Source organism: Paenibacillus algorifonticola (assembly GCF_000971975.1).
In the GTDB taxonomy this organism is placed as follows: domain Bacteria; phylum Bacillota; class Bacilli; order Paenibacillales; family Paenibacillaceae; genus Pristimantibacillus; species Pristimantibacillus algorifonticola.
Genome location: NZ_LAQO01000007.1, coordinates 229,819 through 253,123, shown reverse-complemented (window position 1 = coordinate 253,123; position 23,305 = coordinate 229,819). Strand labels below are relative to the sequence as shown.

Annotated in this window: 24 protein-coding genes and 1 riboswitch; of the genes, 15 read left to right on the top strand and 9 right to left on the bottom strand. The window is 49.6% G+C overall.

The window, feature by feature from the left end; genetic code table 11:
• Nucleotides 1–2 precede the first annotated feature (2 nt).
• Entirely contained in the window at nucleotides 3–941 is a 939-nt protein-coding gene (locus WH37_RS16015) for a transketolase family protein (protein ID WP_046231595.1), read from the top strand.
• A gap of 12 nt (nucleotides 942–953) precedes the next feature.
• Nucleotides 954–2,462 carry a glycerol kinase GlpK gene (gene glpK, locus WH37_RS16010; protein WP_046231594.1) on the top strand — a complete coding sequence of 503 codons (1,509 nt, stop codon included), beginning with the start codon at nucleotides 954–956 and terminating at the stop codon, nucleotides 2,460–2,462.
• Nucleotides 2,463–2,672: 210 nt separating this feature from the next.
• Here the strand turns inward: glpK and WH37_RS37420 are convergent, their stop codons facing one another.
• Nucleotides 2,673–2,753 carry a putative holin-like toxin gene (locus WH37_RS37420; RefSeq protein WP_414811846.1) on the bottom strand — a complete coding sequence of 27 codons (81 nt, stop codon included), beginning with the start codon at nucleotides 2,751–2,753 and terminating at the stop codon, nucleotides 2,673–2,675.
• Between the two features lie 218 nt (nucleotides 2,754–2,971).
• On the opposite strand from WH37_RS37420, the gene WH37_RS16005 reads away from it, so the two are divergent.
• From WH37_RS16005 to WH37_RS15995, 3 genes are all read left to right on the top strand, one after another.
• Nucleotides 2,972–3,823 carry a sugar phosphate isomerase/epimerase family protein gene (locus tag WH37_RS16005; protein ID WP_046231593.1) on the top strand — a complete coding sequence of 284 codons (852 nt, stop codon included), beginning with the start codon at nucleotides 2,972–2,974 and terminating at the stop codon, nucleotides 3,821–3,823.
• Nucleotides 3,824–4,082: 259 nt separating this feature from the next.
• Nucleotides 4,083–4,511: a MarR family winged helix-turn-helix transcriptional regulator gene (locus WH37_RS16000; protein WP_046231592.1), complete on the top strand. Its 429-nt coding sequence runs from the start codon at nucleotides 4,083–4,085 to the stop codon at nucleotides 4,509–4,511.
• Nucleotides 4,512–4,543: 32 nt separating this feature from the next.
• Nucleotides 4,544–6,193 (top strand): MDR family MFS transporter, encoded by a 1,650-nt coding sequence (locus tag WH37_RS15995; RefSeq protein ID WP_046231591.1) that lies wholly within the window; start codon nucleotides 4,544–4,546, stop codon nucleotides 6,191–6,193.
• Nucleotides 6,194–6,339: 146 nt separating this feature from the next.
• On the opposite strand, the gene WH37_RS15990 is transcribed toward WH37_RS15995, so the two are convergent.
• Both WH37_RS15990 and WH37_RS33655 read right to left on the bottom strand, forming a co-directional pair.
• Entirely contained in the window at nucleotides 6,340–7,332 is a 993-nt protein-coding gene (locus WH37_RS15990) for a formylglycine-generating enzyme family protein (RefSeq protein WP_197091373.1), read from the bottom strand.
• Nucleotides 7,333–7,382: 50 nt separating this feature from the next.
• The gene (locus WH37_RS33655; RefSeq protein ID WP_052737003.1) at nucleotides 7,383–8,318 is read right to left on the bottom strand and encodes a helix-turn-helix domain-containing protein; all 936 of its coding nucleotides are present in this window, start codon (nucleotides 8,316–8,318) and stop codon (nucleotides 7,383–7,385) included.
• Between the two features lie 214 nt (nucleotides 8,319–8,532).
• On the opposite strand from WH37_RS33655, the gene WH37_RS15980 reads away from it, so the two are divergent.
• The 5 genes from WH37_RS15980 (at nucleotide 8,533) to WH37_RS15960 (ending at nucleotide 13,696) form a co-directional block, all read left to right on the top strand.
• The gene (locus WH37_RS15980; RefSeq protein ID WP_046231590.1) at nucleotides 8,533–9,825 is read left to right on the top strand and encodes an ABC transporter substrate-binding protein; all 1,293 of its coding nucleotides are present in this window, start codon (nucleotides 8,533–8,535) and stop codon (nucleotides 9,823–9,825) included.
• A 59-nt stretch (nucleotides 9,826–9,884) separates the two neighbouring features.
• Nucleotides 9,885–10,757 carry a carbohydrate ABC transporter permease gene (locus WH37_RS15975; protein WP_046231589.1) on the top strand — a complete coding sequence of 291 codons (873 nt, stop codon included), beginning with the start codon at nucleotides 9,885–9,887 and terminating at the stop codon, nucleotides 10,755–10,757.
• Between the two features lie 9 nt (nucleotides 10,758–10,766).
• On the top strand, nucleotides 10,767–11,633 hold the full coding sequence (locus WH37_RS15970) for a carbohydrate ABC transporter permease (RefSeq protein ID WP_046231588.1): 867 nt from the start codon (nucleotides 10,767–10,769) through the stop codon (nucleotides 11,631–11,633).
• Nucleotides 11,634–11,639: 6 nt separating this feature from the next.
• The gene (locus WH37_RS15965) at nucleotides 11,640–13,127 is read left to right on the top strand and encodes a sulfatase (protein ID WP_046231587.1); all 1,488 of its coding nucleotides are present in this window, start codon (nucleotides 11,640–11,642) and stop codon (nucleotides 13,125–13,127) included.
• Between the two features lie 77 nt (nucleotides 13,128–13,204).
• A complete protein-coding gene (locus WH37_RS15960) occupies nucleotides 13,205–13,696 on the top strand; it encodes a GyrI-like domain-containing protein (RefSeq protein WP_046231586.1) in 492 nt (163 codons plus the stop codon).
• 102 nt (nucleotides 13,697–13,798) lie between these two features.
• Here WH37_RS15960 and WH37_RS15955 read toward each other — a convergent pair whose 3' ends face one another.
• From WH37_RS15955 to WH37_RS15930, 6 genes are all read right to left on the bottom strand, one after another.
• Nucleotides 13,799–15,076, bottom strand: a complete 1,278-nt coding sequence (locus WH37_RS15955) for a glycoside hydrolase family 18 protein (protein ID WP_046231585.1) — start codon at nucleotides 15,074–15,076, stop codon at nucleotides 13,799–13,801.
• 367 nt (nucleotides 15,077–15,443) lie between these two features.
• Nucleotides 15,444–15,656: a hypothetical protein gene (locus WH37_RS15950; protein WP_197091376.1), complete on the bottom strand. Its 213-nt coding sequence runs from the start codon at nucleotides 15,654–15,656 to the stop codon at nucleotides 15,444–15,446.
• 114 nt (nucleotides 15,657–15,770) lie between these two features.
• Nucleotides 15,771–16,136: a Gfo/Idh/MocA family oxidoreductase gene (locus tag WH37_RS36020; protein WP_046231583.1), complete on the bottom strand. Its 366-nt coding sequence runs from the start codon at nucleotides 16,134–16,136 to the stop codon at nucleotides 15,771–15,773.
• Between the two features lie 67 nt (nucleotides 16,137–16,203).
• Nucleotides 16,204–16,911: a hypothetical protein gene (locus tag WH37_RS15940; RefSeq protein ID WP_046231582.1), complete on the bottom strand. Its 708-nt coding sequence runs from the start codon at nucleotides 16,909–16,911 to the stop codon at nucleotides 16,204–16,206.
• Between the two features lie 302 nt (nucleotides 16,912–17,213).
• Nucleotides 17,214–17,819, bottom strand: coding sequence for a DJ-1/PfpI family protein (locus WH37_RS15935; RefSeq protein WP_046231581.1), 606 nt, complete (start codon nucleotides 17,817–17,819; stop codon nucleotides 17,214–17,216).
• Nucleotides 17,820–17,847: 28 nt separating this feature from the next.
• Entirely contained in the window at nucleotides 17,848–18,081 is a 234-nt protein-coding gene (locus WH37_RS15930; RefSeq protein WP_143088491.1) for a hypothetical protein, read from the bottom strand.
• A gap of 312 nt (nucleotides 18,082–18,393) precedes the next feature.
• Nucleotides 18,394–18,493, top strand: a riboswitch (purine riboswitch).
• A 490-nt stretch (nucleotides 18,494–18,983) separates the two neighbouring features.
• Here WH37_RS15930 and purE point away from each other — a divergent pair.
• The 5 genes from purE to purS all read left to right on the top strand — a co-directional run bounded on the left by purE (nucleotide 18,984) and on the right by purS (nucleotide 23,303).
• Complete coding sequence (gene purE / locus WH37_RS15920) at nucleotides 18,984–19,469, top strand: 5-(carboxyamino)imidazole ribonucleotide mutase (protein WP_046231578.1); 486 nt, start codon at nucleotides 18,984–18,986, stop codon at nucleotides 19,467–19,469.
• Nucleotides 19,469–20,653 (top strand): 5-(carboxyamino)imidazole ribonucleotide synthase, encoded by a 1,185-nt coding sequence (gene purK, locus WH37_RS15915; protein ID WP_143088501.1) that lies wholly within the window; start codon nucleotides 19,469–19,471, stop codon nucleotides 20,651–20,653. Before purE ends, purK begins: the two co-directional genes overlap by 1 nt.
• 4 nt (nucleotides 20,654–20,657) lie before the next feature.
• Nucleotides 20,658–21,953 (top strand): adenylosuccinate lyase, encoded by a 1,296-nt coding sequence (purB, locus tag WH37_RS15910; protein ID WP_046231576.1) that lies wholly within the window; start codon nucleotides 20,658–20,660, stop codon nucleotides 21,951–21,953.
• A gap of 16 nt (nucleotides 21,954–21,969) precedes the next feature.
• Nucleotides 21,970–22,869 carry a phosphoribosylaminoimidazolesuccinocarboxamide synthase gene (locus WH37_RS15905; RefSeq protein ID WP_046231575.1) on the top strand — a complete coding sequence of 300 codons (900 nt, stop codon included), beginning with the start codon at nucleotides 21,970–21,972 and terminating at the stop codon, nucleotides 22,867–22,869.
• A 191-nt stretch (nucleotides 22,870–23,060) separates the two neighbouring features.
• Nucleotides 23,061–23,303 (top strand): phosphoribosylformylglycinamidine synthase subunit PurS, encoded by a 243-nt coding sequence (purS, locus tag WH37_RS15900; RefSeq protein ID WP_046231574.1) that lies wholly within the window; start codon nucleotides 23,061–23,063, stop codon nucleotides 23,301–23,303.
• Nucleotides 23,304–23,305: the final 2 nt, after the last annotated feature.

Here is a 23,305-nt window from a genome sequence, read left to right as displayed (position 1 = left end):
CGATGGCGAATAAAATACCGAATCGGCAAGTCATTTGCGAGACGCTGTTAACGCTGGCGCAGGAGGATAAAGATATTATGGTGCTGGCGAGCGATTCGCGCGGCTCGGCGGCAATGGCACCTTTCGCGAATGCTTATCCCGAGCAGTTTGTAGAGGTCGGCATCGCGGAGCAAAATATTGTCGGCATCTCAGCAGGTCTTGCCCACAGCGGCAAAAAGCCCTTCGTGACGTCACCGGCCTGCTTCCTGAGCATGCGCAGCATTGAACAAATAAAAGTCGATGTCGCTTATTCCGGCACGAATGTGAAGCTGGTTGGCATTAGTGGCGGCGTTAGCTACGGCGCACTCGGCATGTCGCACCATTCGGTGCAGGATATTGCCGTAGCGCGGGCGATTCCAGGGCTGGCGATTATTTTGCCGGCGGATCGCCATGAGACGAAGCGGATGACCGAAGCGCTTGCCGTGCATGAAGGCGGCGTGTACGTCCGTATTGGGCGTAATCCTGTCGAAGACAGCTACGAGTCGGATGACTATGAGTTTGTCATCGGCAAGGCAGTGACGATGCGTGAAGGCACGGATATTACGATTATCGCGACGGGAGAAACGGTAAGAATCGCTCTGGACGCGCAGGCGGAGCTGGCGGAAGCGGGCGTGTCGGCACGCGTGCTGAATATGCATACGATCAAGCCGCTTGACGAGGAAGCGATTGTGCGGGCTGCACGGGAAACGGGCGGCATCATTACCGTTGAGGAGCACAGCATCCATGGCGGTCTCGGCGCGGCGGTCGCTGAGGTGGTTGTGCAGCAGCATCCGGTGCCAATGCGGATTTTGGGCATTCCCGATGAGCCGGCGATTGCGGGCAAAACGTCCGAGGTGTTTGAGCATTATGGCATCAGCAGCAGCAATATAAAGGCGATTGCGCTAGGCATGCTGGGAAAGTAGAGGGCAGCGGCCATGGACAAAAGCTATCTGCTGACGATTGATCAAAGCACCTCCGGCACGAAGGCGCTCGTCATTAATCGTGCGGGCGAGGTTGTGTCCCGCAGCGCTGCGGAGCATAAGCAGTATTATCCGCAAGCAGGCTGGGTGGAGCATGATCCGCTGGAAATTTATGAGCAGGTGAAGCGGACAGCGAAGGAAGCACTGCGAGCGGCAGGCATAGTGGCGAGCGAGCTTGCGGCACTTACCATTACGAATCAGCGGGAGACCGCTGTGATGTGGGATAAGGAAACGGGGCAGCCCGTTTATCGCGCCATCGTCTGGCAGTGTCAGCGTACTGCGGAGCGCTGCGATGCACTGAAGGCGGATGGCTTTGAGCCGTTAGTGCAGGCAAAGACAGGCTTGCTGCTTGATCCTTATTTCTCAGCGGCAAAATGGGGCTGGCTGCTGGAGCATGCCGCTGGCGCCAAGGAGCTGCTCGCAGCAGGGAGGCTGCTCGTCGGTACGATCGACAGCTGGCTGCTGTGGAAGCTGACGGACGGGGAAGTGCATGCGACCGACTATACGAATGCGAGTAGGACTTCACTATTTAATATCCACACGCTGCAATGGGATGTGGAATTATGCGAGCTGTTCGGGATTCCGCCTGCTGTGCTGCCCGAGGTGAAATGCTCGGATGAGCGGTTCGGTTATACGAACGACTCGGATTTATTCGCTGAGCGCATCCCGATTGCGGGCGTCGTAGGTGATTCACAGGCTGCGCTTTACGGGCAGCTGTGCCTGGAGCCCGGCATGGCGAAAGCGACCTATGGCACCGGAACGTCGGTGCTGATGAACGTGGGCAGCAAGCCAGTCGCTTCAAGCAATGGGCTGGTGCTCGCCATTGCTTGGGGGCTCAGCGGCAAAATCACCTATGCGCTGGAAGCAGTCATTCGCACCTCCGGCGACAGCATGCGCTGGGTGCGGGATAATCTGGGGCTGTTCAGCTCGTTTAGCGAGCTGGAGCAGCTGCTTGAGGAGACGCCAAGCAATGACGGCGTCTATCTTGTTCCAGCCTTCGTCGGGCTGGGAGCGCCCTATTGGAAGCCGCATGCCCGGGCGGCGATTACCGGCATGAGCCGGGGAACGGGCAAGGCGCATATTGTGCGCGCCGCCCTGGAAAGCATCGCGTATCAGGTGCGCGATGCTGCCGAACTGATGCAGGCGGAGACCGGCATCGCCCTGAAAGGGCTGCGGGCCGATGGCGGAGCATCGGACAATGCCGTGCTCATGCAGTTCCAGGCGGATATGCTCGGACAAACCGTCGCTAAATCCAGCGTAGCAGAGCTTTCCGCTATGGGCTCCGCCTATATGGGCGGCGTAGGCACAGGCTTCTGGGAGAGCGAGCTGCAACTGCTTGAGCAATTAAGCAGCGCAGCTAGTGCAAGTCGCAGAGCTTACTCGCCTGTGATGGAGCAAGCCCAGAGCGATCGCCTGTACAAAGGCTGGAGGCAAGCGGTTGCTTCCGTATTGCATGAAAGCTAACGGTGTAATAAACACTTTAGATTGCTTTATAAATGATTCTGTATGACATCTGTCGACGGTGCGTGTTATAATGAACGTAGATTATGCGTACAATGCAAAGAGAGCCGTGCTGGTAACACGACTCTCTGCGCAATAGCCGCTTTTAAGGGCGGTAGGCTCCGCAATGAATGAGATTACAAATAGACCGCATTCCTTTGCGAGGGTGGCGGTCTATTTGCGTTTATGGGACAGTAGCATCACGATAAGCGTACCGAAGGTAAGCATTAGCATTATTGCTTCGAAAACTGTCACAGGGCATCCCTCCCTTCGTAGAGAGGTAGCCGACCGACCCTTTTAGACTATTCTATTGCTTTGTGATTATATCATGGCAAAGGCTTGAATGGATAGATATGTATATTTAGAATAAGCTTTAGCAGCGCAAAATATCGAACATTGACGCTGGCGCAAGCTTTAAGGTATAAAAAGAATGTAAACGTTTTTATGCTCACATCGAGAGGGGAATTACTTTTATGTCATTGGAAATAGGATTGCAGTTGTTTTCTGCTAAAACCGAATTTGCGCGTGATCGCGCAGGCACTTTGAATAAAATTGCGGAAATTGGCTACAAAAATATCGAAATTCCACTCGATTTTACAGGTCAGGACCTGTTCAAGCTGGGCGATTTAAAGGCTTCCGATTTGAAGCAGCTGGTAGATCAAGCGGGCTTGAACGTGATCGCCACGCATATTTTCGTCTCGGACGATGCGCAAATCGCTGATGTCATTGCCTTCAATAAAGAGCTGGGCTGTACGAAAACGATTATTCCGATTTCTTTTTTCACCAATTACGAGGACGTCCTTGCATTCAGCGAGAAGCTGAACCGCTACGGAAGCCAAATGCGCGAGCAGGGCATCAGCCTGCTTTATCATAACCATTTCCATGAGTTCCAGAAGTTCAATGGAAGCTATGCGCTCGATATTATTTTGGAGCATACTTCTCCTGAAAATGTCGGCTTCGAGCTTGATACCTATTGGGCGCTGCGCGGCGGTGTTGATGTTATAAGCTATATCGAGAAGCTGGGCAGCCGCTGCGAATTTATTCATCAGAAGGATTTGCCGGCGAGCGTTAATCCCGTTAACCTTTTTGAAACGCTTGATGAGAACGAGCCAGTGACGATGGGAACGTTTATGTCGATTGGAAGCCCGGATGTGTTCACCGAAATAGGAGAAGGCTCGATTGATATTGCGGGCATTTTGCAGGCGACCCAAAAGCACACAAGCACTAAATACATTATTGTAGAGCAGGATGCAACAAACAAAGGCGAGCTGGAAAGCATTGAGATCAGCTATAAAGCTTTGACTAAACTGTTGGCTGAGCTTTAGAACGCACCCATCATAAACGACAATTATTATAGTTAGAATAGTAAGAGCCGAGATCTGTTTTTGCAGATTTCGGCTCTTTCTGATTTTGCAGGAGTGATGCTCCAGCTGTCCCAAAATCAAATAGGCTAAAGCATTGACTAATTTCACGAAAAGATTTATAGTGATAAATAGTTTAGTAATGAAATATTTATTAATTGCGCTTTATTGGGAAGCGCTGGGATGATTGTACGATGAAAACAAACAAGGAAGGAGTGAATACATGCCAAGCAAGGAAGACGTTGTCGAGCTCTCCACCATGTTTAAATCGATCATGAGAAATGCGAATACAGAGTGGAACAAGCGGATGCAAGGGAATATGTCGTTGTCCCAATTCAAGCTGCTTTATTGGCTCAAGCAGGGGGGACAGCAAAGAGTGTCCGATCTGGCAGAGAAGATGTGCATTTCCGCTGCTGCTATAACGGGATTGGCTGATAAGCTTTCTGCAGAGGGCAATATTGATCGGGTTAGGGATGAGGAAGACCGCCGCGTCGTATACATCGATATTACTGATAAAGGGAAAGCTACACTGGACCAAATATCGGATGATCAAAAAGAGACGCTGAGCATGATGTTGGACTGTTTGGCTCCAGAGGACATCGCACATTTAAAACGGATTTTCAGAAAGCTAAACGATCATATTCATACTTAATTCATACCGGATGAGGGGAAGAGATTTAACTTATGGAACATTTATCACAAAAAAGAAAGCTGACCATTATGGTTGCGATTATGTTCGCCATGTTTTTTGCAGCGATCAACCAAACCATCGTCAGTACGGCGATGCCAAGAATTATTGCGGAGCTGCACGGGATGGAGCTGTATACATGGTCGATTTCGATCTACATGCTGACTTCAACCATCGCAACCGTTCTTGTCGGCAAGCTGTCGGATATTTACGGACGTAAGCCATTTATATTAGCCGGTATTTTATTTTTCATTATCGGCGCCTTTCTTGCAGGAACGTCGACTGACGTTTACCAAATGATTTTCTACCGTGCGATTCAAGGTGTGGGCGCAGGTATTATAATGGCAACGGCTTTTACCGCAGTAGGCGACTTATTCCCGCCAAGGGAACGCGGCAAATGGACTGGAATTATGACAGCCGTTTTTGGTTTTTCCAGCGTTCTTGGCCCAACCTTCGGCGGTTATATCGTTGACCACATGGCGTGGCACTGGGTGTTCTGGATTTTCCTGCCGATCGGCATTATCGCCTTCATTATGATTTTGATGCTGTTTCCGAAGACGGAGCGCAAGCAATCCGAGTCGATTGACTACTTGGGCTCGCTGTTTCTGACAACAACGCTCGTGCCATTGCTGCTTGCTTTTACATGGGCAGGTACGAAATATGCTTGGGGCTCTGCCCAAACCATTGGTTTATTCGCGGTAACGATCGTATCAGCGATCATTTTTGTAGCTGTTGAAGCAAAGGCGAAAAGCCCAGTGCTGCCGCTTCATTTTTTCAAAAATGGTATCGTTACACTATCTAATGTGATTGGCTTCCTGATGAACTTTGGGATGATGGGCGCATTGATTTACCTCAGCTTCTTCGTGCAAGGCGTGCTGGCGATTTCACCAACCTATGCCGGATATGTAACGATGCCTATGTCGATTGGTATGGTCATTACGAGCGCTATTGGCGGTCAAATGATCAGCAAATCGGGCAAATATAAACGCTTCGCCTTAATCGGCATGCCGCTTATGGTGGCGGGTATGGTGATGATGGTGTTCATGAACAGCGTATGGATGGCGGTTCTGGCGATGACTGTTTTTGGCCTTGGTCTTGGCCTTGGGATGCCGGTATTCTCGCTCGCGATTCAAAATGCGGTTCCATTCAAGGAGCTTGGCGCCGTTACCGCTGCGATGCAGCTGTTCCGTAATATGGGCGGCACGATCGGGATTGCCGTAATGGGCACCGTGCTTTCAACCAGCTTGAAAAACAACCTGACGGAGCTTGCCCAGTCTGGGGAAGCGGTTGATCTAAGCAAGCTTGATCCGAAAGTAGCTCAAGAATTCGCCGTATTTGCCAACCCGCAAATGCTGACGAATCAGCCTGAGCTGGAGAAGCTGCATCAGAGCTTGCCAGCCGACCTTCAACCGTTATTTACAAAAATGGTTGAAATGCTTCGCGAGGCGCTTGCTTCGTCGCTTTCTACCGTATTTCTTGCAGGTACGCTCATTTTGGTTGGCGCGGTTATTCTGACTTTCTTCCTGAAAGAAATTCCGCTTCGCACCACGAATGCAGCGCCGCAGCCGGCATCCCCGGAAGTGGCGCCTGAAACGGATGCAAGCACCAAGCTGCGCGGCAAGCTTGTCGGTCAGCCGACTGAATAAGCAAATTTAAATCTGTACGCTTCTACATCAAAATGAATGCCATTAATTAAAAAGCTCTCCTGCATGAGGTCCGGCTTCACGAATGCCGACTACAAGCAGGAGAGCTTTTTTTTTATAGCGGAAAAGCAGAAGTGGTTGATGCAAAATCAGGCATCTCTTGCGCAGCGGAATCCCATATTGCCGGAAGCGCTGTCGGGCGTATTGGAGCTGCGGGCGGCAACCCGATAACGATTGCAGTAGGAGCGATGGCACAGGTAGGAGCCGCCCTTCATCACCTTGCTTTGTCCTCCCGGAGGTCCTTGGGGGTTTAGAGGCGAAGCTGATTGATGATAATCAACACTAAACCAGTCCGCACAGAATTCCCATACATTCCCGACGACATTGTACAAGCCATATCCATTCGGCAAATAGGCATCTACAGGCGCAGTCCCTGCATACCCATCCATGTTAGTATTCATTGTCGGAAATTTTCCCTGCCAGATGTTGCATCGATATTGTCCGTCGGGCTTCAATTCATCTCCCCAAGGATAACGCTTTTGATCCAGTCCACCACGAGCAGCATACTCCCACTCAGCCTCTGTTGGGAGCCGATTCCCTGACCATTTGCAATAGGCTAAGGCATCGTTAAAGGAAACCTGTACGACAGGATGATCCATCCGGTCTTCAATGCTGGAATCCGGCCCATCCGGATGCTTCCAGTCGGCGCCATCCACGACCCACCACCATGGTGTGCGTTGAACAGATCGGGTAACCGTCCGCGCACATGCCTCTGAAACAAAAAGATGGAATACGTAGGACCAGCCATATTGCTCGGATTCGGTTACGTAGCCAGTATCATCAACAAATTGTTTGAATGCTTGGTTGCTGACCGCATGGGCATCTATATAAAACGGAGATAGCTCAACCTCGCGAACCGGTCCTTCCCCGTCGCTGGGAAACCCTTCTAAATCGTCGGTTCCCATCCGAAAAGTGCCGCCCGATAATAATATCATATGGGTTTGTGGCGGATTTTCGGAAGGCTTGCCTTCTTTCATCGTTTTATGGAAGGTCATAGATGAAGATAGGGGAACTATGCTGTTGTCTTGGCGTCTTGCTGCACAACAAGACTTGTCAGGCTGACGATCCATTTCATCACTCATCAATTGATATCCCTCTTTTTATATGATTTTATATCCACAGATACACAAGCTTACTCATGCTTGATCCCTTGCAGCAGACGGCGTCTATACGCCATCGGCGACATGCCCTCTGATTGCTGAAAGGCCCGGGAGAAATGGTGCTGATCTTCAAAGCCTATTTGACTTGCAATATCTTTAATCGGATAGGAGGTCAGCATAAGCAAATCTCTGGCCCGCTGGAGACGGGCATGTCGAACATATTTCATGGGGGACAACCCGTAAGTCGTTTGAAACAGCGTTCGCAGCTGCTCCTTGCTGAGTGATACATAGGCGGCAAGATCGTCAAGTGATGGCGGCTTATCCAAGCGTTTTTCTACATAATCACAAATCTCGAATACACGGTCATCATAAGGGACGGGTTGATCAGGAAGCCGGTAACGGATCGTTTGAAACAGCTGCTGTACCCACAACATGCCCTTTGCGCGAATTTTTAAATGCTGAATCGTTTGGTCTGTACTTAATTTAAATAAAGGAAATTCTTTGTCGTAGCCCTTCTCGCTCGATTTAATGTCCTTTTCGTCAAATGGCTGCAGAAAAGCGTTATAATCGTCTGCCAGCCTTCTCCATTCTTCAATTAAAGCGTGTACTTCTTCGGAAGGGGCATCAGAGACGACGTGGGGAAAACGGTAGGAATGAATAAAATCCATCGCTCCAACTTTGGCTTCGCAAGCCAATGATAAATAATGAAAAGGCTGGTCGGTACTTAGTCCTTTCCAAGATTGAGTCGTTTTGGGAGCGATGGAAACAATGTCTCCTTTCTTAAGGGAATAGCGGATGTGATTGAGCTCAATGACAGCTGTCCCGGACAAGACAATCCAGAAGGTCGTGTAGGGAAAAATAAACAAATGCTCATGCGCCTTCGTTATTTTCCACTCCTTTAACCAGCGGATATTAATGTTCAAGTGATCCAATGAGCTTTGATTGCTAAACTCAATAAGATTTTTCATGGGGAACGACCTTTCCTAGCAGCAGTCTGCATTTTTGAAACATATTAGCTTACTTGTGATAAATACGAGCGATAGGCATGATGCTATAATTGTAAGCATTAACGAGCTTTAATACAAGTAAGTTAATAGGAATAATGAGTTTGTGTTTCAGACCAGATAACTGGATGACATACTGCTTGTATACTCGATCTGAAAGAATCCAGGGGGAAATGGTATGAAGAAGATTACGGCTCTATCACTCGCAATTGTGCTGACATTAACAGCCCTTTTAACCGCATGCTCGTCGGGCCAGCCCCATAAAGAGGGGGCGTCCGCAGCTGGCTCTTCTAATGAAGAGGTGACATTGAAATTATGGTATCCGGGAACGGATGAGACCGTAACGGAAACGGTTGAAGCGATTATCCAAAAATTTGAGACGAAAAATCCTGGCATTAAGGTAGAGGCTACCTTTATTCCATGGGCTGAATATTTTCAAAAGCTGACGGTTGCTTATTCCGGGGGAATGCAGCCGGACGTGCAGGGCCTGGGATTCGGGCAGTTGATTTCTACGGTAAGCCAAGGAAAATATTTGAATCTGACACCATTTATTGAAGCCGATAAGTGGGAAGGCCAGAAGGATTTTTTTCCTGACATTTTAACAGCCGGTCAATATGAGGGCGGTCAATATGGGCTGCTGCTGCCAGAAATCCGCCCGCTGGCATGGCGCAAGGACTACTTCAAGGAAGCGGGCTTGGATGCAGACAGTCCGCCGAAGACGTTTGATGAAATATTTGAATATGCAGACAAGCTCAAAGTCGTCGAGGGAGGCAAAACGGTTCGCGGCGGTATCGACATCCAGACAAGCAATGGGGAGCAATCTTATTTATCGCTGCTTCTGCTGCTCGGCGAAGATTTTTATGATGCGGAGGGGGACCCGACGTTTGACTCCCCCGTTTCCGTGCAACCTGTGCAGAAGCAGGTTGATTTGTACAAGGCGGGAGCGATTATTCCGTCCAATCAGCAGCAAGCCTCGGGAACGCCGTTTCAAAACAGTCAGGCAGCGATGGCATTTACTTCAACGCAAGCCGCGGCGTCGCTGCAAAAGTCGATCGGCTCTGACAAAATTGGCTGGGTGCTGCCGCCAGCAGGCCCGGACGGCAGGCAGACTGCTCTAATGTTAGGCACGTTTCTGTCCGCTGCAGGGCAGACGAAGCATCCGAAGGAAGCTTGGGCCTTTATAAAGTATTGGTTTGAGAAGGACAATGTGCTGGAGTTTACTTCCAAGTCGGGGGCGATTCCGCCGCTTCAATCGCTTCGAGATGAATATGTGAAGCTCGGAGAGGGTAACGAGATTGCTTTCGAGGCGCTTAAAGATGCTAAGGGATACGGTGCCTCCGGCAGCTGGTCGATTAACGTTAAGTATTTGCGTATTGCGCTCGAAGAAGCTTTTAACGGAATTAGACCTGTCGAGGAAGCTTTAAAGGAAAATGCCAAAATGGCTAGGGAGGAAATTGCAAACGCCAAATAAATTTGCAATTGAGGACAGGGACGGATCACAGTCCGTCCCAGCGATCTCAGGAGGGTATTATGCAAAAAGGCTGGAACCGGTTTATTCCCTATTTTTTAATTTTACCGAATGTCTTGTTGTTTACAGTGTTTATTTTGGTGCCGCTTCTCTGGATATTTTATTTAAGCTTAAACGACTATACGATGCTAAATGCACCGAAATGGGTCGGCTTGAAAAATTATTCCCTTTTGCTGAACGATAGCATTTTTCATCAAGCCGTTAAAAATACAGCCTTGTATTGGATTGGCACTGTCGTCCCTAGCATGCTGCTTGGCTTGGTGCTTGCTAACTTGCTTTCGATGCGGCTGAAGGCTTTAGCCGCATTCCGTGCACTCATCTATTTGCCGGGAGTTATTTCATCGGTAGCGGTTGCGATGACATGGCTCTGGATGCTCGACCCGCTGCAGGGACCTGTTAATAGCCTACTTGGGCTTATCGGAATCGATGGCCGGAACTGGTTGCAAGATCCCGCTACCTCGCTGCCGACTGTCATCGTCATTGGTATTTGGACCGGAATAGGCTACGCCATGATTATTTTTTTGGCAGGCATTCAAAGTATTTCTGAAAGTCTTTATGAGGCGGCCAGCTTGGATGGAGCTTCTGTACTGAAAAAATTCTGGTACATTACTGTACCGCTGCTAAAGCCGATGACGTTATTTCTTTTCGTTACTTCAACGATTCGATCATTTCAGGTGTTTGATTTGGTATTTGTATTAACGGGCGGCGGCCCTGCGAATTCAAGCACTACGATCGTTACGCAAATCGTGGGTGCCAGTTTCCAGGAGTATCGGATGGGGTATGCCTCTGCAATGGCCGTATTCCTTCTTGCATTAACGCTGTTTATCACCTTGATTCAGTATGCCATAGGCAGCCGGAATCAGGCAGGCGAGTAGAGGTGAACGATGAGATTATCTAAAGTAGAACAAGGATTGGCTTACGCGGCATTACTTTTATTTTCGCTCGTAACGATATTGCCATTATTGCTGGCTTTCTTTACCTCCATGAAAGGAGACGATGAATTTTCACTTCAAGCGATACGGCTGCTGCCATTAGAGTGGCATCCCGGCAATTATGTGAGAGCGCTTGAAATGGGGGATTGGCTAACCTATCTGAAAAATTCCGTGTGGGTAACGTCGATTGCGCTGACGGGGAGCCTCTTGTTTAACTCCATTGCCGGATTTGCTTTTGCGCGTATAGCATTTAGAGGCAATTTGCCGATCTTTCTGACGCTGCTTGCCGGAATGATGGTGCCTGCCCAGGTCATTATTATTCCGCAATTTCTGATTATGAAGTCGATCCCTTTATTTGGGGGAAATGATTGGCTTGGAGCGGGTGGAAGCGGATGGCTGGACAGTTATTATGCTTTAATCGTTCCGGAGCTTGCAGGAGCGTTTGGCGTATTTATGGCACGTCAATTTTATTTGCAATTTCCTAAGGCGCTGGATGAGGCTGCTTATATCGATGGAGCCGGATATCTTCGCTTATTCCTTGGTATTTATGTGCCGCTGAGCGGCCCGTTGTTTGCGACGCTCGGCATTTTTAAATTCGTAGGCGTATGGAACGATTTTTTCCATCCGCTCATTTATACGAATAGTGCTTCTATGCGCACGCTCCAGCTGGGTCTGCAAACTTTTCGCGGCGAGCACCAGGTTCAATACAATTTATTGATGGCAGCATCACTTCTTATATCTGTGCCCATTATTGCAATGTTTTTCATATTCCAAAAGCAATTTATTCGCAGTATGGTCGCATCAAGCGTGAAAGGTTGATTAATATTGAAAGCTATTATGATTATGTTCGATACGCTGAATCGTCATATGCTCTCCGCCTATGGGGGGCCTGATTGGATTAAAACGCCTAATTTCAAACGGCTTGCCGAGCGGACAGCTGTGTTCGACAACAGCTATGTTGGAAGCATGCCCTGCATGCCTGCCCGAAGAGAGCTGCATACCGGCAGATACAACTTCTTGCACCGAAGCTGGGGACCATTGGAACCATTCGATGATTCTGCAATCGAGAGGCTTGGAGAAGCTGGCATATACACGCATCTTATTACCGATCATCAGCATTATTGGGAGGATGGCGGGGGGACGTATCATACCCGCTATCAATCCTTTGAATTGATTCGCGGACAGGAAGGCGATCCTTGGAAGGCGGAAGTGAATAGCGCTGATATTAATCTTAGCGAGGACCTTCATCCTCAGGTAAGAAGAATGCTGCTGCAGGATCGCACGAACAGAAAGTATATTAAGGAGCAGGAGCAATTTCCGCAGGCGCAAACGTTTGCGAGCGGGCTTGAGTTTATCGAACGAAATCATGAGGAGAGCCATTGGTTTTTGCAAATTGAAACGTTTGATCCGCATGAGCCTTTTTATAGTCCTGAGCAATTCAAGCAAATGTACGCCCATGAGTACGAAGGCGGACTTGGCGATTGGCCAACGTACGGACCGGTGACCGAAGCGCCGGAGGACGTTCAGCATATGAGGTACGAATATGCCGCATTATTAACGATGTGCGACCACTACTTGGGGAAAGTGCTTGATATGATGGACAAGCACGGCTTATGGGAAAGCACGCTGCTGATCGTCAACACCGATCACGGCTTCCTGCTGGGCGAGCATGACCAGTGGGCAAAATGTGTGCAGCCTTTTTATAACGAGGTCGCGCATACGCCGCTTTTTATTTGGGATCCTCGAACGGGTGTGCAGGGGGAGCGCAGGCAAAGCCTTGTACAATCCATTGATATACCGGCCACGCTTTTGGAATTTTTCCAAGTGCAGCAGCCGCCTGACATGCAGGGGGTTCCGCTGCGACAGACGGTTGAGTCAGATAAGCCAGTCCGCAAAGCGGCATTGTTTGGCATTCATGGCGGGCATGTGAATGTCACCGATGGACAGTATGTATATATGAGGGCATCATTCTCTGAGGATAACCAACCTCTGTATAACTATACGTTAATGCCAACGCATATGCGCAGCCGGTTTCATCCTTCTGAATTGCAAAAGCTGGAGCTTGCCGAGCCATTTTCTTTTACGAAAAATGTTAAGACGCTTCGCATTCCAGCGGAGACGAGAGGCAACCTCCATGCATTCGGAACGCTATTGTATGATGTAACGGCAGACCCTGAGCAGGCCCATCCGTTAAAGGATCCAGAGGTAGAGTCAAAAATGGTCGAGCTGATGACGAAGCTGATGCGGGATAACGATGCTCCTCCAGAGCAATTTGAACGAATGGGGCTGAACAGCCCGCCGGTTGACCGATGAGAGCGCGTGGATGCTTCTTTATGGTAAAATAGCTGTATTTCCTGCCTATTTATAAAGGGTTGAATGGAGGACAGCTCATGGAACAGAAAAGAGAGGCGGAGGTCGTAGCATTGCCGCTTTTTCATGTCGTAGGTTATAAAGTGGAAGCGAGCGTTCAAGAGTTTGAGTCGGGACTTGGGAAGAAGACCTATCTTTCTTTAATTGAAAGAAAAGCAGAAATTCAGCACAGGAAAAACGACCATATTCTTTTAATTCAAATTTATCCGATGGCTGCTGATTTTAATCCCCAGACAGATCGGTTCACAAATATCGTTTGCTGCGAAGTAAGCGAGCTGGGCAATGTGCCCTTGCATATGGCAAGCCATACGGTTGCTGAAAGCAAGTATGCCGCCTACACACATATTGGGCCCGAATCGGAGCTTAGCCAGTCGTATAACTATCTTTATGGCGAGTGGATGGAAGAAACGGGACATGTGCCGCAGCATTATGATTTCGAAGTTTGGGATGAACGATATAAACCCGAAAGCACAGAAAATGAGATTGATATATTTGTCGCGCTGAAGGGATAGCCAAGGTATAAAGAACGAATGTTATAACGAACGATGGACATAACAAAAAGCGAAAGCCCTCCCGCAGCGGAGGGCTTTTTTGGCAAGGCAGCCATAGTGCTGCTACACCAGCTTGCGGACGGTAAAATTTTGCTGCAAAACGTACCAGTTTTGGGGAAAAGGCACGCCGAGCACCCAATAGCTGACTCCTCTGAGCTTATAGGCTTTTACAATATTGAATTTGGCTTGTACGCTGCGGGCGTCCTCATACCAGACCGCATGCTGCGCGCCTTGTTCATCATAATAAGTATAATGAGGCGATTCGGCTATCGGATCATATTGAATCGTTGCGCCATATTTGGCGGCACGAGCGACGGCTTGCGGCGGATTAACCGTCGGCGCCCATTTGCCGCCCTTCACGTAGGGCAGCGTCCAGTCATAGCCGTAGAGCGGCATGCCCATGACGATTTTGGAGGAGGGGATGACGGATAGCGCATAATTTAGCACCTTAACGACTTCGTTGAGTGGAGCGACAGCGAGCGGAGGTCCGCCAGACCAGCCCCATTCATACGTCATCAAAATAACAAAATCGACAATCCGTCCATGGGCAGCATAATCATGCCCCTCGTATAACGTGCCTTTCTGCTCCGCACTTTGTTTTGGGGCAAGACAAGTAGATACGAGCAGGTGATAGGGATGCAGCGTATCAACCAGCTTTTGCAAAAAAGCATTATAAGCTTCACGATCCGCTGGCCGCACATATTCAAAATCCACATTCAGCGCCATGTAGCGCTTCTGCTGCATCACGGATAAGACGCTTGCAATGACCGCGCTTTGAATTGCAGCATCGGTCAGCACAGCATGCGCAATATCGCTGCTGAAGGTGCCGTTCTCGAAGTTGGTCAGCACCATCATGGATGCTGCTTTCTCTTGAAAGGCTGCTTCAATAATAGCGCTGTCGTCGAGTGGCACAAGTGTACCGTCCAGCTGGACACGATAACTGAATGGGCTGAGATAAGTAAGGTTGGCGCCAATTTCATGTACGAGCGCTACGCCGTTTGCGCCGAATTTTTCCGTATAACCGTTCACTTCAATAATAGGCTTCTCCTTCTGCGGAATAACGAGCACCTGACCTGCCTTAATGAGGGCGGGGTTTTTGAGTTCATTGGCGCGCATGAGCTGCTCAATCGTTACGCCGTATTTTAGGCCAATCGACCATAGGCTTTCTCCGGGAAGCACCTTATGATTGCCGGCCTCAGTAGGAATAATGATCGCTTGGCCTATGACGAGCGGAACATCAGCGGATATGCCATTTGCCGAAGCGATCGCATCCGTGCTGACGCTAAAGCGCTGTCCGAGCTGCCACAGCGTATCGCCTTTTTTAACCGTATGGATATGCATGTCGTGTCCAACCTCCCTCAAGCATAAGTTCTTTATCTACTTATATTCGAGCCTTCTATGAAAAAGGACTTCGCTTTCGCCTTTCCCTCTTGTTGGGTAGAGGGTTGCTGTTCTTCGCCTGTAAATAAAAAAGGCCCCCAAAATAAAAATGGGGGCCTTAACTGAGGCATTGTAGCTTTTATGATTAGGTTTGTTTTAAAAGCGTGGTGAAGAGGGCGCAGCGGAATGAAAAGCTTGAACTGGAGAAGCGTAGCGTTCGCTTTTACCCTTGAATTTCCCCATATAGTGGGTTAGTTATAGAAATTCAAGGGTAATGGCGATCGGAAGTCAAGCTTTTCATGCAGCGCAGCCAATTTTCACCACTCTTTTACGACGATAACCGAATCGAAAAGCGGAAATCGATAGGAGCCACAGGATTGACGATGACGCTTTGACAGCCAGCTGGGTGGCTATCGTCGCGAACGGAAGGCATCCAGTGCTCGAATGCGCCGGAGGTCAGCTCAATAGCTGAGCCATCAGCGGTTTCATAGCGGCAGGAGCCCTGCTTCAAGAAGTAGTTGCTGCTGGGCCAGCGCCTCAACCGTCTCGCTGCTTTCAAGCAGCTGCGTGCACACATGGGTCAGTCTAACCTGTTCTACGTAGCTGCTGAACGTTTGAGACGAATGCGTTTTGAAAATGCGCTGCAGCTGGCGCGCTAATCTGAATGCGGTCCACGACAAGCTCCAGCGTGAACGGGGAGGCACGGTTGACGAAACCGGCCTCGACAAGGCCAAGCGCCCACAAGCGCTAATTCGCCAAGCGAGCCATCGCCAACCAACTGCTGCGCTGCTTGGATGAAGGACATATTCAGACGGGGCAGCGATACGGTCAGCGCAACATCGGCTTGCCGTATGCTTTCCCAAATGTCGTCACATTCAGCAAGCGTCAAGGAGATGACATTTTCAGTGAAAATATGCCCGCCAGCCATCGCCGCCGCCTTCATGATTTCCGGATGCATATGCCAAAAGCTTATACGGCTGTGCGAATGCATTTCTTGAATATGCTGAATGCATCCTAACAAAACAGGGCTTTCTCCCGCTTGTCAAAGACTAATGGGAGAAAGCCCTGCGTTTTTAATGGAAATTATTTTAGTAAACCGAAATATCGACGAGGCTTCCGTTATTAAATAGTGTTTGCAACGATTCATTATTGAGGGTCGCAAGCGTTAGAAGCTCTGATGGAGTCGAAGCAGATTGAAGAGGGACGCTTTCTCCCAATTTCGTTAAGTACCATGAACCTTGGTTTTGTGTAATATAATATTTAACATTCACAAAGGTAAAGGATACTTCATGCCCCGTATTCAAATCCTCTACTAATTGGCTATAACTATAATGTAAGTCTGTTTCTACAATGTACCAAGGACCTCTCTGCGGCTTGTTGTTATAATTCCAGTCATGCCTGTGTGGAACATTTGGATTAATTTGCGCATTACCGTGGTTGGTATAGTCAATATCCAGCTCGGCCTTGCCATCGGAGCCGTAATATCTTCTTTGTTCCAGTTGCCCTTGTTTAATATTGTCCTTTGAGCTATATGGTATTCCGGTAGCAGGTAGGCTTCGTACATCTTCTACTATAGAATGATATGGAGCGGGGCTGCCGTTGCGCTTCGCATTGTCGTAAGAGAGAATAGTATAATTACTGGCATTTGCATTTGTTAAAGCAGCGAAATTGCCCGTCACACTCGGAAAGCCGATGACGATTTGTCCGGTTATTACGCCACCCGCGCGTCCAATTGTTGGTGTTTTATACTGTTTAACGGTGTAATCGGCATTCAAGACACCCTGTGGAGCTGGCATAACTACCTTCGTACCCGGTAGTTGTTCCCCGATCGGTTATTATAGTCGCTCCTCCAGCTATATCAACATTAAAAATCCGTTTTAGCGGTTCCTCGCTAGGATGATGAATCATTTGATAAATGATGGCTTGAATTTGCGGGGAAATAGAACGATTAATGATGTGGTAGTCACTATTCCCAACAATTGCATCAAAACGAAGGGACTTGCCGCTAACTGCATCCTGCATATAGCCATGATGGGGCTAGTTTGAGACAGCAAGAGCCACGTCCATCTCTGAACGTGGCCTGTAAGGTTAATGTGAGCTAAAGCTCAAACTGCCCGTCATACTCCATAGCTCTAGCTGTATTTCTTGCTGCCTGAATGCCTAAAATCCGTCCAACCATATGAAGCGACATCTCGATGCCTGCGGAGATACCAGCGGAGGTGACGATATCCCCTTCATCCACAAACTTCACATTTTCGACGACCGTCGTCTGCGGGAACTGCGTCCGCATGCGTTCGATGCTTGCCCAGTGCGTCGTAGCCCGCTTGCCATCCAGTAAACCGATTTCTGCAAGCAGAAACGCTCCCGTACAGACGGAGGTCATCCACTTCACCTGTCCGCTTTGCTGTTTAATCCACGCAAGCAGTGCCTTATTATGAATCTCGTGCCGTGTGCCCATGCCGCCAGGAATAACGAGTACATCAAATACAGGAGCATCAGCGAAGCTGTAATCCGGAGTCACCTTAAGGCCATTTCTCGCCGTAATGAGCGCTCCATTTTCAGAAATCGTCGATACTTGGAACGGGTGATAGGCATTCTCCTGCCCCCAGTTCAGCGCAGTTACTGCAAAAACCTCGAAAGGACCGGCAAAATCAAGCACCTCTACATCATTAAATAAAAGAATGCCTACTTTGTAATTTTCCATAGCTGTGTTTCCTCCGCTTCTTCCTATATTATTGCAGCAGCTCATCTGGAGCATCAATTACTCTAATTTCATTTCCGTTTGGCTGTGCGACAGTCGAGTAGACGATTTGATTTTGCATAGGCGACCATGACATATCAGAAGCGTTGCCTGGCAATGGCATGACGGGATCGGCGTTGCTATCTATTTTATAAATGTACAGATTAGGAAGCTGCTCAGGATATTGTGCGGCAAATGCAAGAATTATAGGATAGGACTGTTTCATTTGCTGGCACATCTGCGATTTCGCTCACTTCCTTTTTCGTAAATTAACAAAATTTACATTCATATATGTGTTATTCTGCGAACTCTATGAAAACCCTCTCGACAAGAAAGCTGGGGCACTGCGAATATTCCTCCCATAAATCCCCTTCCCTTATAGCTGTCTGTGCATAATCCCGAGTAAATTCCTGTCATATTATGATATTTTACCTGCCAAAAACGAACTTTAATAAAAGCTCCTCTTTTCAACGTTCGTATTTTGTTGACAGTCCCGTGGGGATTAGATAAACTGGAAGAGGTCAGAAACGGAGCAATCCGTTCATTATAGTGTTGGTCTCGTATAATCTCGGGGATTGGCCCGAAAGTTTCTACCCGAAAACCACAATTTTCGGACTACGAGCAAGCTTGAAGCTGGTTACGCTTGAGCTGCCTTTTTTGAACCAGAAGCAAGTATAAGTTTTACACTTATATTCGGCTTCTAGTTCTCCGAGAAACGAAGCTTTGCCGTTCAAGGACGGCGTCAGCCGTTTACGCTTGAAATATAGGAAAGTATAGGATGATTCCATCCCTTCTCTATATTTCTCGGACTGAAACGCGCCGCGCCGCCATAGGACGGCGACAGCCGTTTCACCTTAGGGCGGCCTTGTGCTGTTTTGTGCCTTTTATTTTGCAAGGGTGCGGAAGGGGCAGCTTACTTCAGGCATAAAGAGCGCCATGCGGCTCCCGGAAGACGGGGCGCCATGCTGTGCGTTCGGCTCGGGTCCCGCAGCATACGTATGATTAATACTCTTACGGTAGCTGTCGGGATTTTTCTGTTGGAATCGGGCAGTTTAGAGGATAAGGAAAGCAACAAGTTACGGTTTTATATGGTTTTCATATTATATAGATGAAAGAAGGTTTGAACGCATGTCTGCGAAGGTAGGCGTCATCATGGGCAGCAAGTCGGATTGGGACACAATGAAACTGGCTTGCGATGTGCTGGAAGAGCTTCAAATTCCTTATGAGAAAAAGGTTGTATCGGCGCACAGAACGCCCGATTTAATGTTTGAATATGCGGAAACGGCGGCGGAGCGCGGACTTAAGGTCATTATCGCGGGGGCTGGCGGAGCTGCACATCTTCCCGGCATGGTCGCCGCCAAAACGGTGCTGCCGGTTATTGGCGTTCCTGTTAAATCGTCGAATCTCAGCGGTCTCGACTCGCTGCTCTCCATCGTGCAAATGCCAGGCGGCATTCCAGTTGCGACTGTTGCGATCGGCAATGCAGGCGGCACGAATGCTGGACTGCTGGCGGCACAGATGCTTGGCGCTTTCGATCCGGACATTCAGGCACGCGTGATCGCAAGACGTGAACGGGTCAAGCAGGAAGTGCTGGAAAGCAGTGAGACGCTATGATGGCTGAGGCGGACAAGCGGCGGCCGGATAACATCCGCACGCTGCTGCCAGGAAGCACAATCGGCGTACTCGGCGGCGGGCAATTGGGCCGGATGATGGCGCTCGCAGGCAGCGCAATGGGCTACAAATTCGTCGCCCTTGATCCTGCGGTGGATTCGCCTTGCGGACAAGTCGCAGATCAAGTGGTCGGCGCTTATGACAATCATGAGGCAGCGCGCGAGCTGGCGCAGCGTTCGGATGTCATTACGTATGAATTTGAAAATGTGAATGCGGAAGTTGCCGCGATGCTGATGAAGGAATCTTACGTGCCGCAAGGCAGTGAGCTGCTTTATACGACGCAGCATCGGCTGCGGGAGAAGCTGGCGATTGAGGCAGCAGGCGTGAAGGTTGCCCCTTACAGTGAAATTCGCAGCAGCGCGGAGCTTCATATAGAAGCTGAACGTTTAGGCCTGCCATGCGTATTAAAAACAGCGACTGGCGGCTATGATGGCAAAGGGCAATGGGTCATCCGCAGCACGGAGGAGATCGACGAGGCATACGAAACGCTGAGCCGGGCTGGAACCGAGCTGGTACTGGAGAAATTCATAGCCTTTGAAAAAGAGCTGTCGGTTATTGCGGCGCGCAGCCCGCAGGGCGAGGTCAAAGCATTCCCGGCGGCGGAAAATATACACATCGACAATATTCTGCATTTGTCGATTGTACCTGCCCGGATCGATGAGGGCATTCAGCGCAGAGCGGAGCAGCTGGCGATGCAAATCGCCGAAGGGCTGGGCGCTGTCGGATTGATCGCCGTTGAGCTGTTTTTGACGGCTGACGGTGAGCTGTATGTGAATGAGCTGGCGCCAAGGCCGCATAACAGCGGGCATTACACGATGGAAGCGGCGCATACGTCGCAGTTCGAGCAGCATGTGCGGGCGGTATGCAATTTGCCGCTTGGCCGTACGGAGCTGTTGACACCAGTCGTGATGGTGAATGTGCTCGGTCAGCATGTAGAGCCGGTCATTCAGCGTTTTGGCGCCCAGGATGAAGCGGCAGAGCGCCTCGGTGTAACACCGAAGCTGCATCTGTACGGCAAGAAGGACGCCGTTCACAAGAGAAAAATGGGCCATATTAACGTGCTTGCTCCAGATGTGGAAGCAGCGCTGCAATGGATAGATGAAACAACAATTTGGAAGGTGGAATAGCTAAATGTTAGAGCGTTACAGCAGACCGGAAATGAGAGCGATTTGGACCGAGGAGAACAAGTTCCAAGCATGGCTGGAGGTTGAGCTTTGCGCATGCGAGGCTTGGTCGGAGCTGGGTATTATTCCGAAGGAAGACGTTGAAGAGCTTCGTAAAAACGCCAGCTTCAACATCGACCGTATTTATGAAATCGAGCAGGATACCCGCCATGACGTCATCGCCTTTACGCGCGCTGTATCCGAAACGGTTGGTCCTGAGCGCAAATGGGTGCACTACGGCCTGACATCGACGGATGTCGTGGATACGGCAATGGGCTACCTGTTGCTGCAAGCCAATGCGATTTTGCAAAAGGATATTGAGCGTTTTATCTCGATTTTGCGCGAGAAAGCGATCCAGTACAAAGATACGCCGATGATGGGACGTACGCATGGCGTTCATGCTGAGCCAACTACCTTCGGCCTCAAAATGGCATTGTGGCACGAAGAGATGAAGCGCAACCTGGAGCGTTTCCTGCATGCAGCTGATGGCGTGCAATACGGCAAAATTTCCGGTGCTGTCGGCACTTACGCGAACATCGATCCATTCGTTGAAGAATTCGTCTGCAACAAGCTCGGCACGAAAGCTGCTCCTATCTCAACGCAAACGCTGCAGCGTGATCGCCATGCTGAGTACATGGGCACACTGGCACTCGTTGCTTCGTCGCTGGACAAGTTTGCTACGGAAATCCGCGCTTTGCAGAAGAGCGAATTCCGCGAGGTGGAAGAGCCTTTCGCTAAAGGTCAAAAAGGTTCATCAGCTATGCCGCACAAACGCAACCCAATCGGCTGCGAGAACATTTCCGGCTTGTCCAGAGTCATTCGTGGACATATGCTGACTGCTTACGAGAACATTCCGCTGTGGCATGAGCGCGATATTAGCCACTCGTCCGCAGAGCGCGTCATTTTGCCAGATGCAACGATGCTGCTGAACTACATGCTGAACCGTCTGGGCAACATTATCAACAACCTGCAGGTGTTCCCTGAAAATATGAAGCGCAATATGCAGCGTACGTTCGGCGTGCCGTTCTCCGGCCGTGTCATGACGAAGCTGATCGACAAAGGCTTCAGCCGCGAGCAGGCTTATGATACTGTTCAGCCGCGCGCGATGCAGGCATGGGAAGAGCAGCGCCAATTCCGCGACATTATTGAATCGACGAAGGAAATTACCGAGCTTCTGTCAACGGAAGACATTGACGATTGCTTTAACCCAACATGGCATTTGAAGCATGTGGATACGATTTTCACCCGTCTTGGATTGAACTAAGGAGGCTTACTGGCGAATGACTGCATTATCTCAAAGCTTGTCTACTGCTGCTCCATATGTAAAAGCGCCCCTTCTGTACAAGGGGAAGGTTAGAGAGCTTTATGATCTGGGCGAGCATTTTCTGATCGTTGTAACGGATCGCATCTCGGCGTTCGATTATGTGCTTGATCCGGCTGTGCCGGAGAAGGGCAATGTGCTCAACCGTCTGTCGGCGTTCTGGTTTGAGCAGACGGCTTCGATCCAGACAAACCATGTCGTGCATACCGATGTGGACAAGCTGGGCGAGCTCATTACCGAGCCTGAGCTGCTGCGCAACCGGATTATGGTGACTCTTAAAGCAGAGCGTATCGACATTGAATGCGTCGTGCGCGGCTATATCACAGGCGGCGGTTGGAGACAATATCAGCAAACGTCTGCGATCAATGGCATTGAGCTTCCGGCCGGCATGCGCAAAAATGAACGTTTCCCGCAGCCGATCTTTACGCCAGCGGCGAAAAACGATGTCGGCCATGACGAGGATATCCCGTTCGAGCGGATGCAGGAGCTGGTTGGCGCCGAGCTTTCCGAAGAGCTGCGCGACCGCAGCATCAAGCTTTATGAGTTCGCTCATGCTTATTGCGCCGAGCGCGGCATCATTCTCGCCGATTGCAAATTCGAATTTGGTCTGATTGACGGAAAAGTTATTCTCATTGACGAGATTTTCACGCCGGATTCCTCGCGTTTCTGGGCAGAGGGCAATTTCGCCTATGACATTGAGATCGACAGCATGGACAAGGAGCCGGTGCGCACCTATTTGCTCGGCTCGGATTGGGACAAGAACAGCAAGCCAGATCCGCTGCCGGAAGCAGTAGTCGAAGAGACGACGAAGCGGTATCAGGATATTTACCGCCGCTTGACAGGTGCGGAAAGCTACTAGCTTTTCCGCGCAGGCAGCAGCGTTGAAGCCAGCAAGAGCAAGCTAAAGAGATTGATCAACAGCGATACAAGCAAAACGATAAAAGCAAAGCGATTTTGCTGGAGGGAGCCTGTGGGGTGCTCGCCTAAAGCAGAAGAAAAGCGGAGCAGCGTTAGCGTTACATTATTATTTTCATTATCAGGAGGCCAACAATGAAAGCAACCGTCTACGTAACAATCAAGGAAAATGTACTTGATCCGCAAGGAACAGCTGTACAAGGAGCATTGCACTCGATGGGCTTTGCCGAAGTGGAAAAGGTTCGGATCGGCAAATATTTGGAGCTTGAGCTGGGCGATATTGACCGCAGCGAGGCAGAGAAGCGCATCAAGGAAATGTGCGAGAAGCTGCTAGCGAACACGGTCGTAGAAGATTACCGTTTTGAGCTGGAGGGATAAGG

What these genes read in the sequence shown, in the direction of transcription:
- WH37_RS15930 (WP_143088491.1), bottom strand. Translation starts at nt 18,081, where the DNA reads ATGAAACAGTCCTATCCTATAATTCTTGCATTTGCCGCACAATATCCT.
- purE (WP_046231578.1), top strand. Translation starts at nt 18,984, where the DNA reads ATGTCTGCGAAGGTAGGCGTCATCATGGGCAGCAAGTCGGATTGGGAC.
- purS (WP_046231574.1), top strand. Translation starts at nt 23,061, where the DNA reads ATGAAAGCAACCGTCTACGTAACAATCAAGGAAAATGTACTTGATCCG.
- WH37_RS15970 (WP_046231588.1), top strand. Translation starts at nt 10,767, where the DNA reads ATGAGATTATCTAAAGTAGAACAAGGATTGGCTTACGCGGCATTACTT.
- WH37_RS15955 (WP_046231585.1), bottom strand. Translation starts at nt 15,076, where the DNA reads ATGCATATCCATACGGTTAAAAAAGGCGATACGCTGTGGCAGCTCGGA.
- WH37_RS33655 (WP_052737003.1), bottom strand. Translation starts at nt 8,318, where the DNA reads ATGAAAAATCTTATTGAGTTTAGCAATCAAAGCTCATTGGATCACTTG.
- WH37_RS16015 (WP_046231595.1), top strand. Translation starts at nt 3, where the DNA reads ATGGCGAATAAAATACCGAATCGGCAAGTCATTTGCGAGACGCTGTTA.
- WH37_RS16005 (WP_046231593.1), top strand. Translation starts at nt 2,972, where the DNA reads ATGTCATTGGAAATAGGATTGCAGTTGTTTTCTGCTAAAACCGAATTT.
- WH37_RS15975 (WP_046231589.1), top strand. Translation starts at nt 9,885, where the DNA reads ATGCAAAAAGGCTGGAACCGGTTTATTCCCTATTTTTTAATTTTACCG.
- purB (WP_046231576.1), top strand. Translation starts at nt 20,658, where the DNA reads ATGTTAGAGCGTTACAGCAGACCGGAAATGAGAGCGATTTGGACCGAG.
- WH37_RS15980 (WP_046231590.1), top strand. Translation starts at nt 8,533, where the DNA reads ATGAAGAAGATTACGGCTCTATCACTCGCAATTGTGCTGACATTAACA.
- WH37_RS15990 (WP_197091373.1), bottom strand. Translation starts at nt 7,332, where the DNA reads ATGAGTGATGAAATGGATCGTCAGCCTGACAAGTCTTGTTGTGCAGCA.
- purK (WP_143088501.1), top strand. Translation starts at nt 19,469, where the DNA reads ATGGCTGAGGCGGACAAGCGGCGGCCGGATAACATCCGCACGCTGCTG.
- WH37_RS15905 (WP_046231575.1), top strand. Translation starts at nt 21,970, where the DNA reads ATGACTGCATTATCTCAAAGCTTGTCTACTGCTGCTCCATATGTAAAA.
- WH37_RS15960 (WP_046231586.1), top strand. Translation starts at nt 13,205, where the DNA reads ATGGAACAGAAAAGAGAGGCGGAGGTCGTAGCATTGCCGCTTTTTCAT.
- WH37_RS15940 (WP_046231582.1), bottom strand. Translation starts at nt 16,911, where the DNA reads ATGCCAGCTCCACAGGGTGTCTTGAATGCCGATTACACCGTTAAACAG.
- WH37_RS16000 (WP_046231592.1), top strand. Translation starts at nt 4,083, where the DNA reads ATGCCAAGCAAGGAAGACGTTGTCGAGCTCTCCACCATGTTTAAATCG.
- glpK (WP_046231594.1), top strand. Translation starts at nt 954, where the DNA reads ATGGACAAAAGCTATCTGCTGACGATTGATCAAAGCACCTCCGGCACG.
- WH37_RS15995 (WP_046231591.1), top strand. Translation starts at nt 4,544, where the DNA reads ATGGAACATTTATCACAAAAAAGAAAGCTGACCATTATGGTTGCGATT.
- WH37_RS15935 (WP_046231581.1), bottom strand. Translation starts at nt 17,819, where the DNA reads ATGGAAAATTACAAAGTAGGCATTCTTTTATTTAATGATGTAGAGGTG.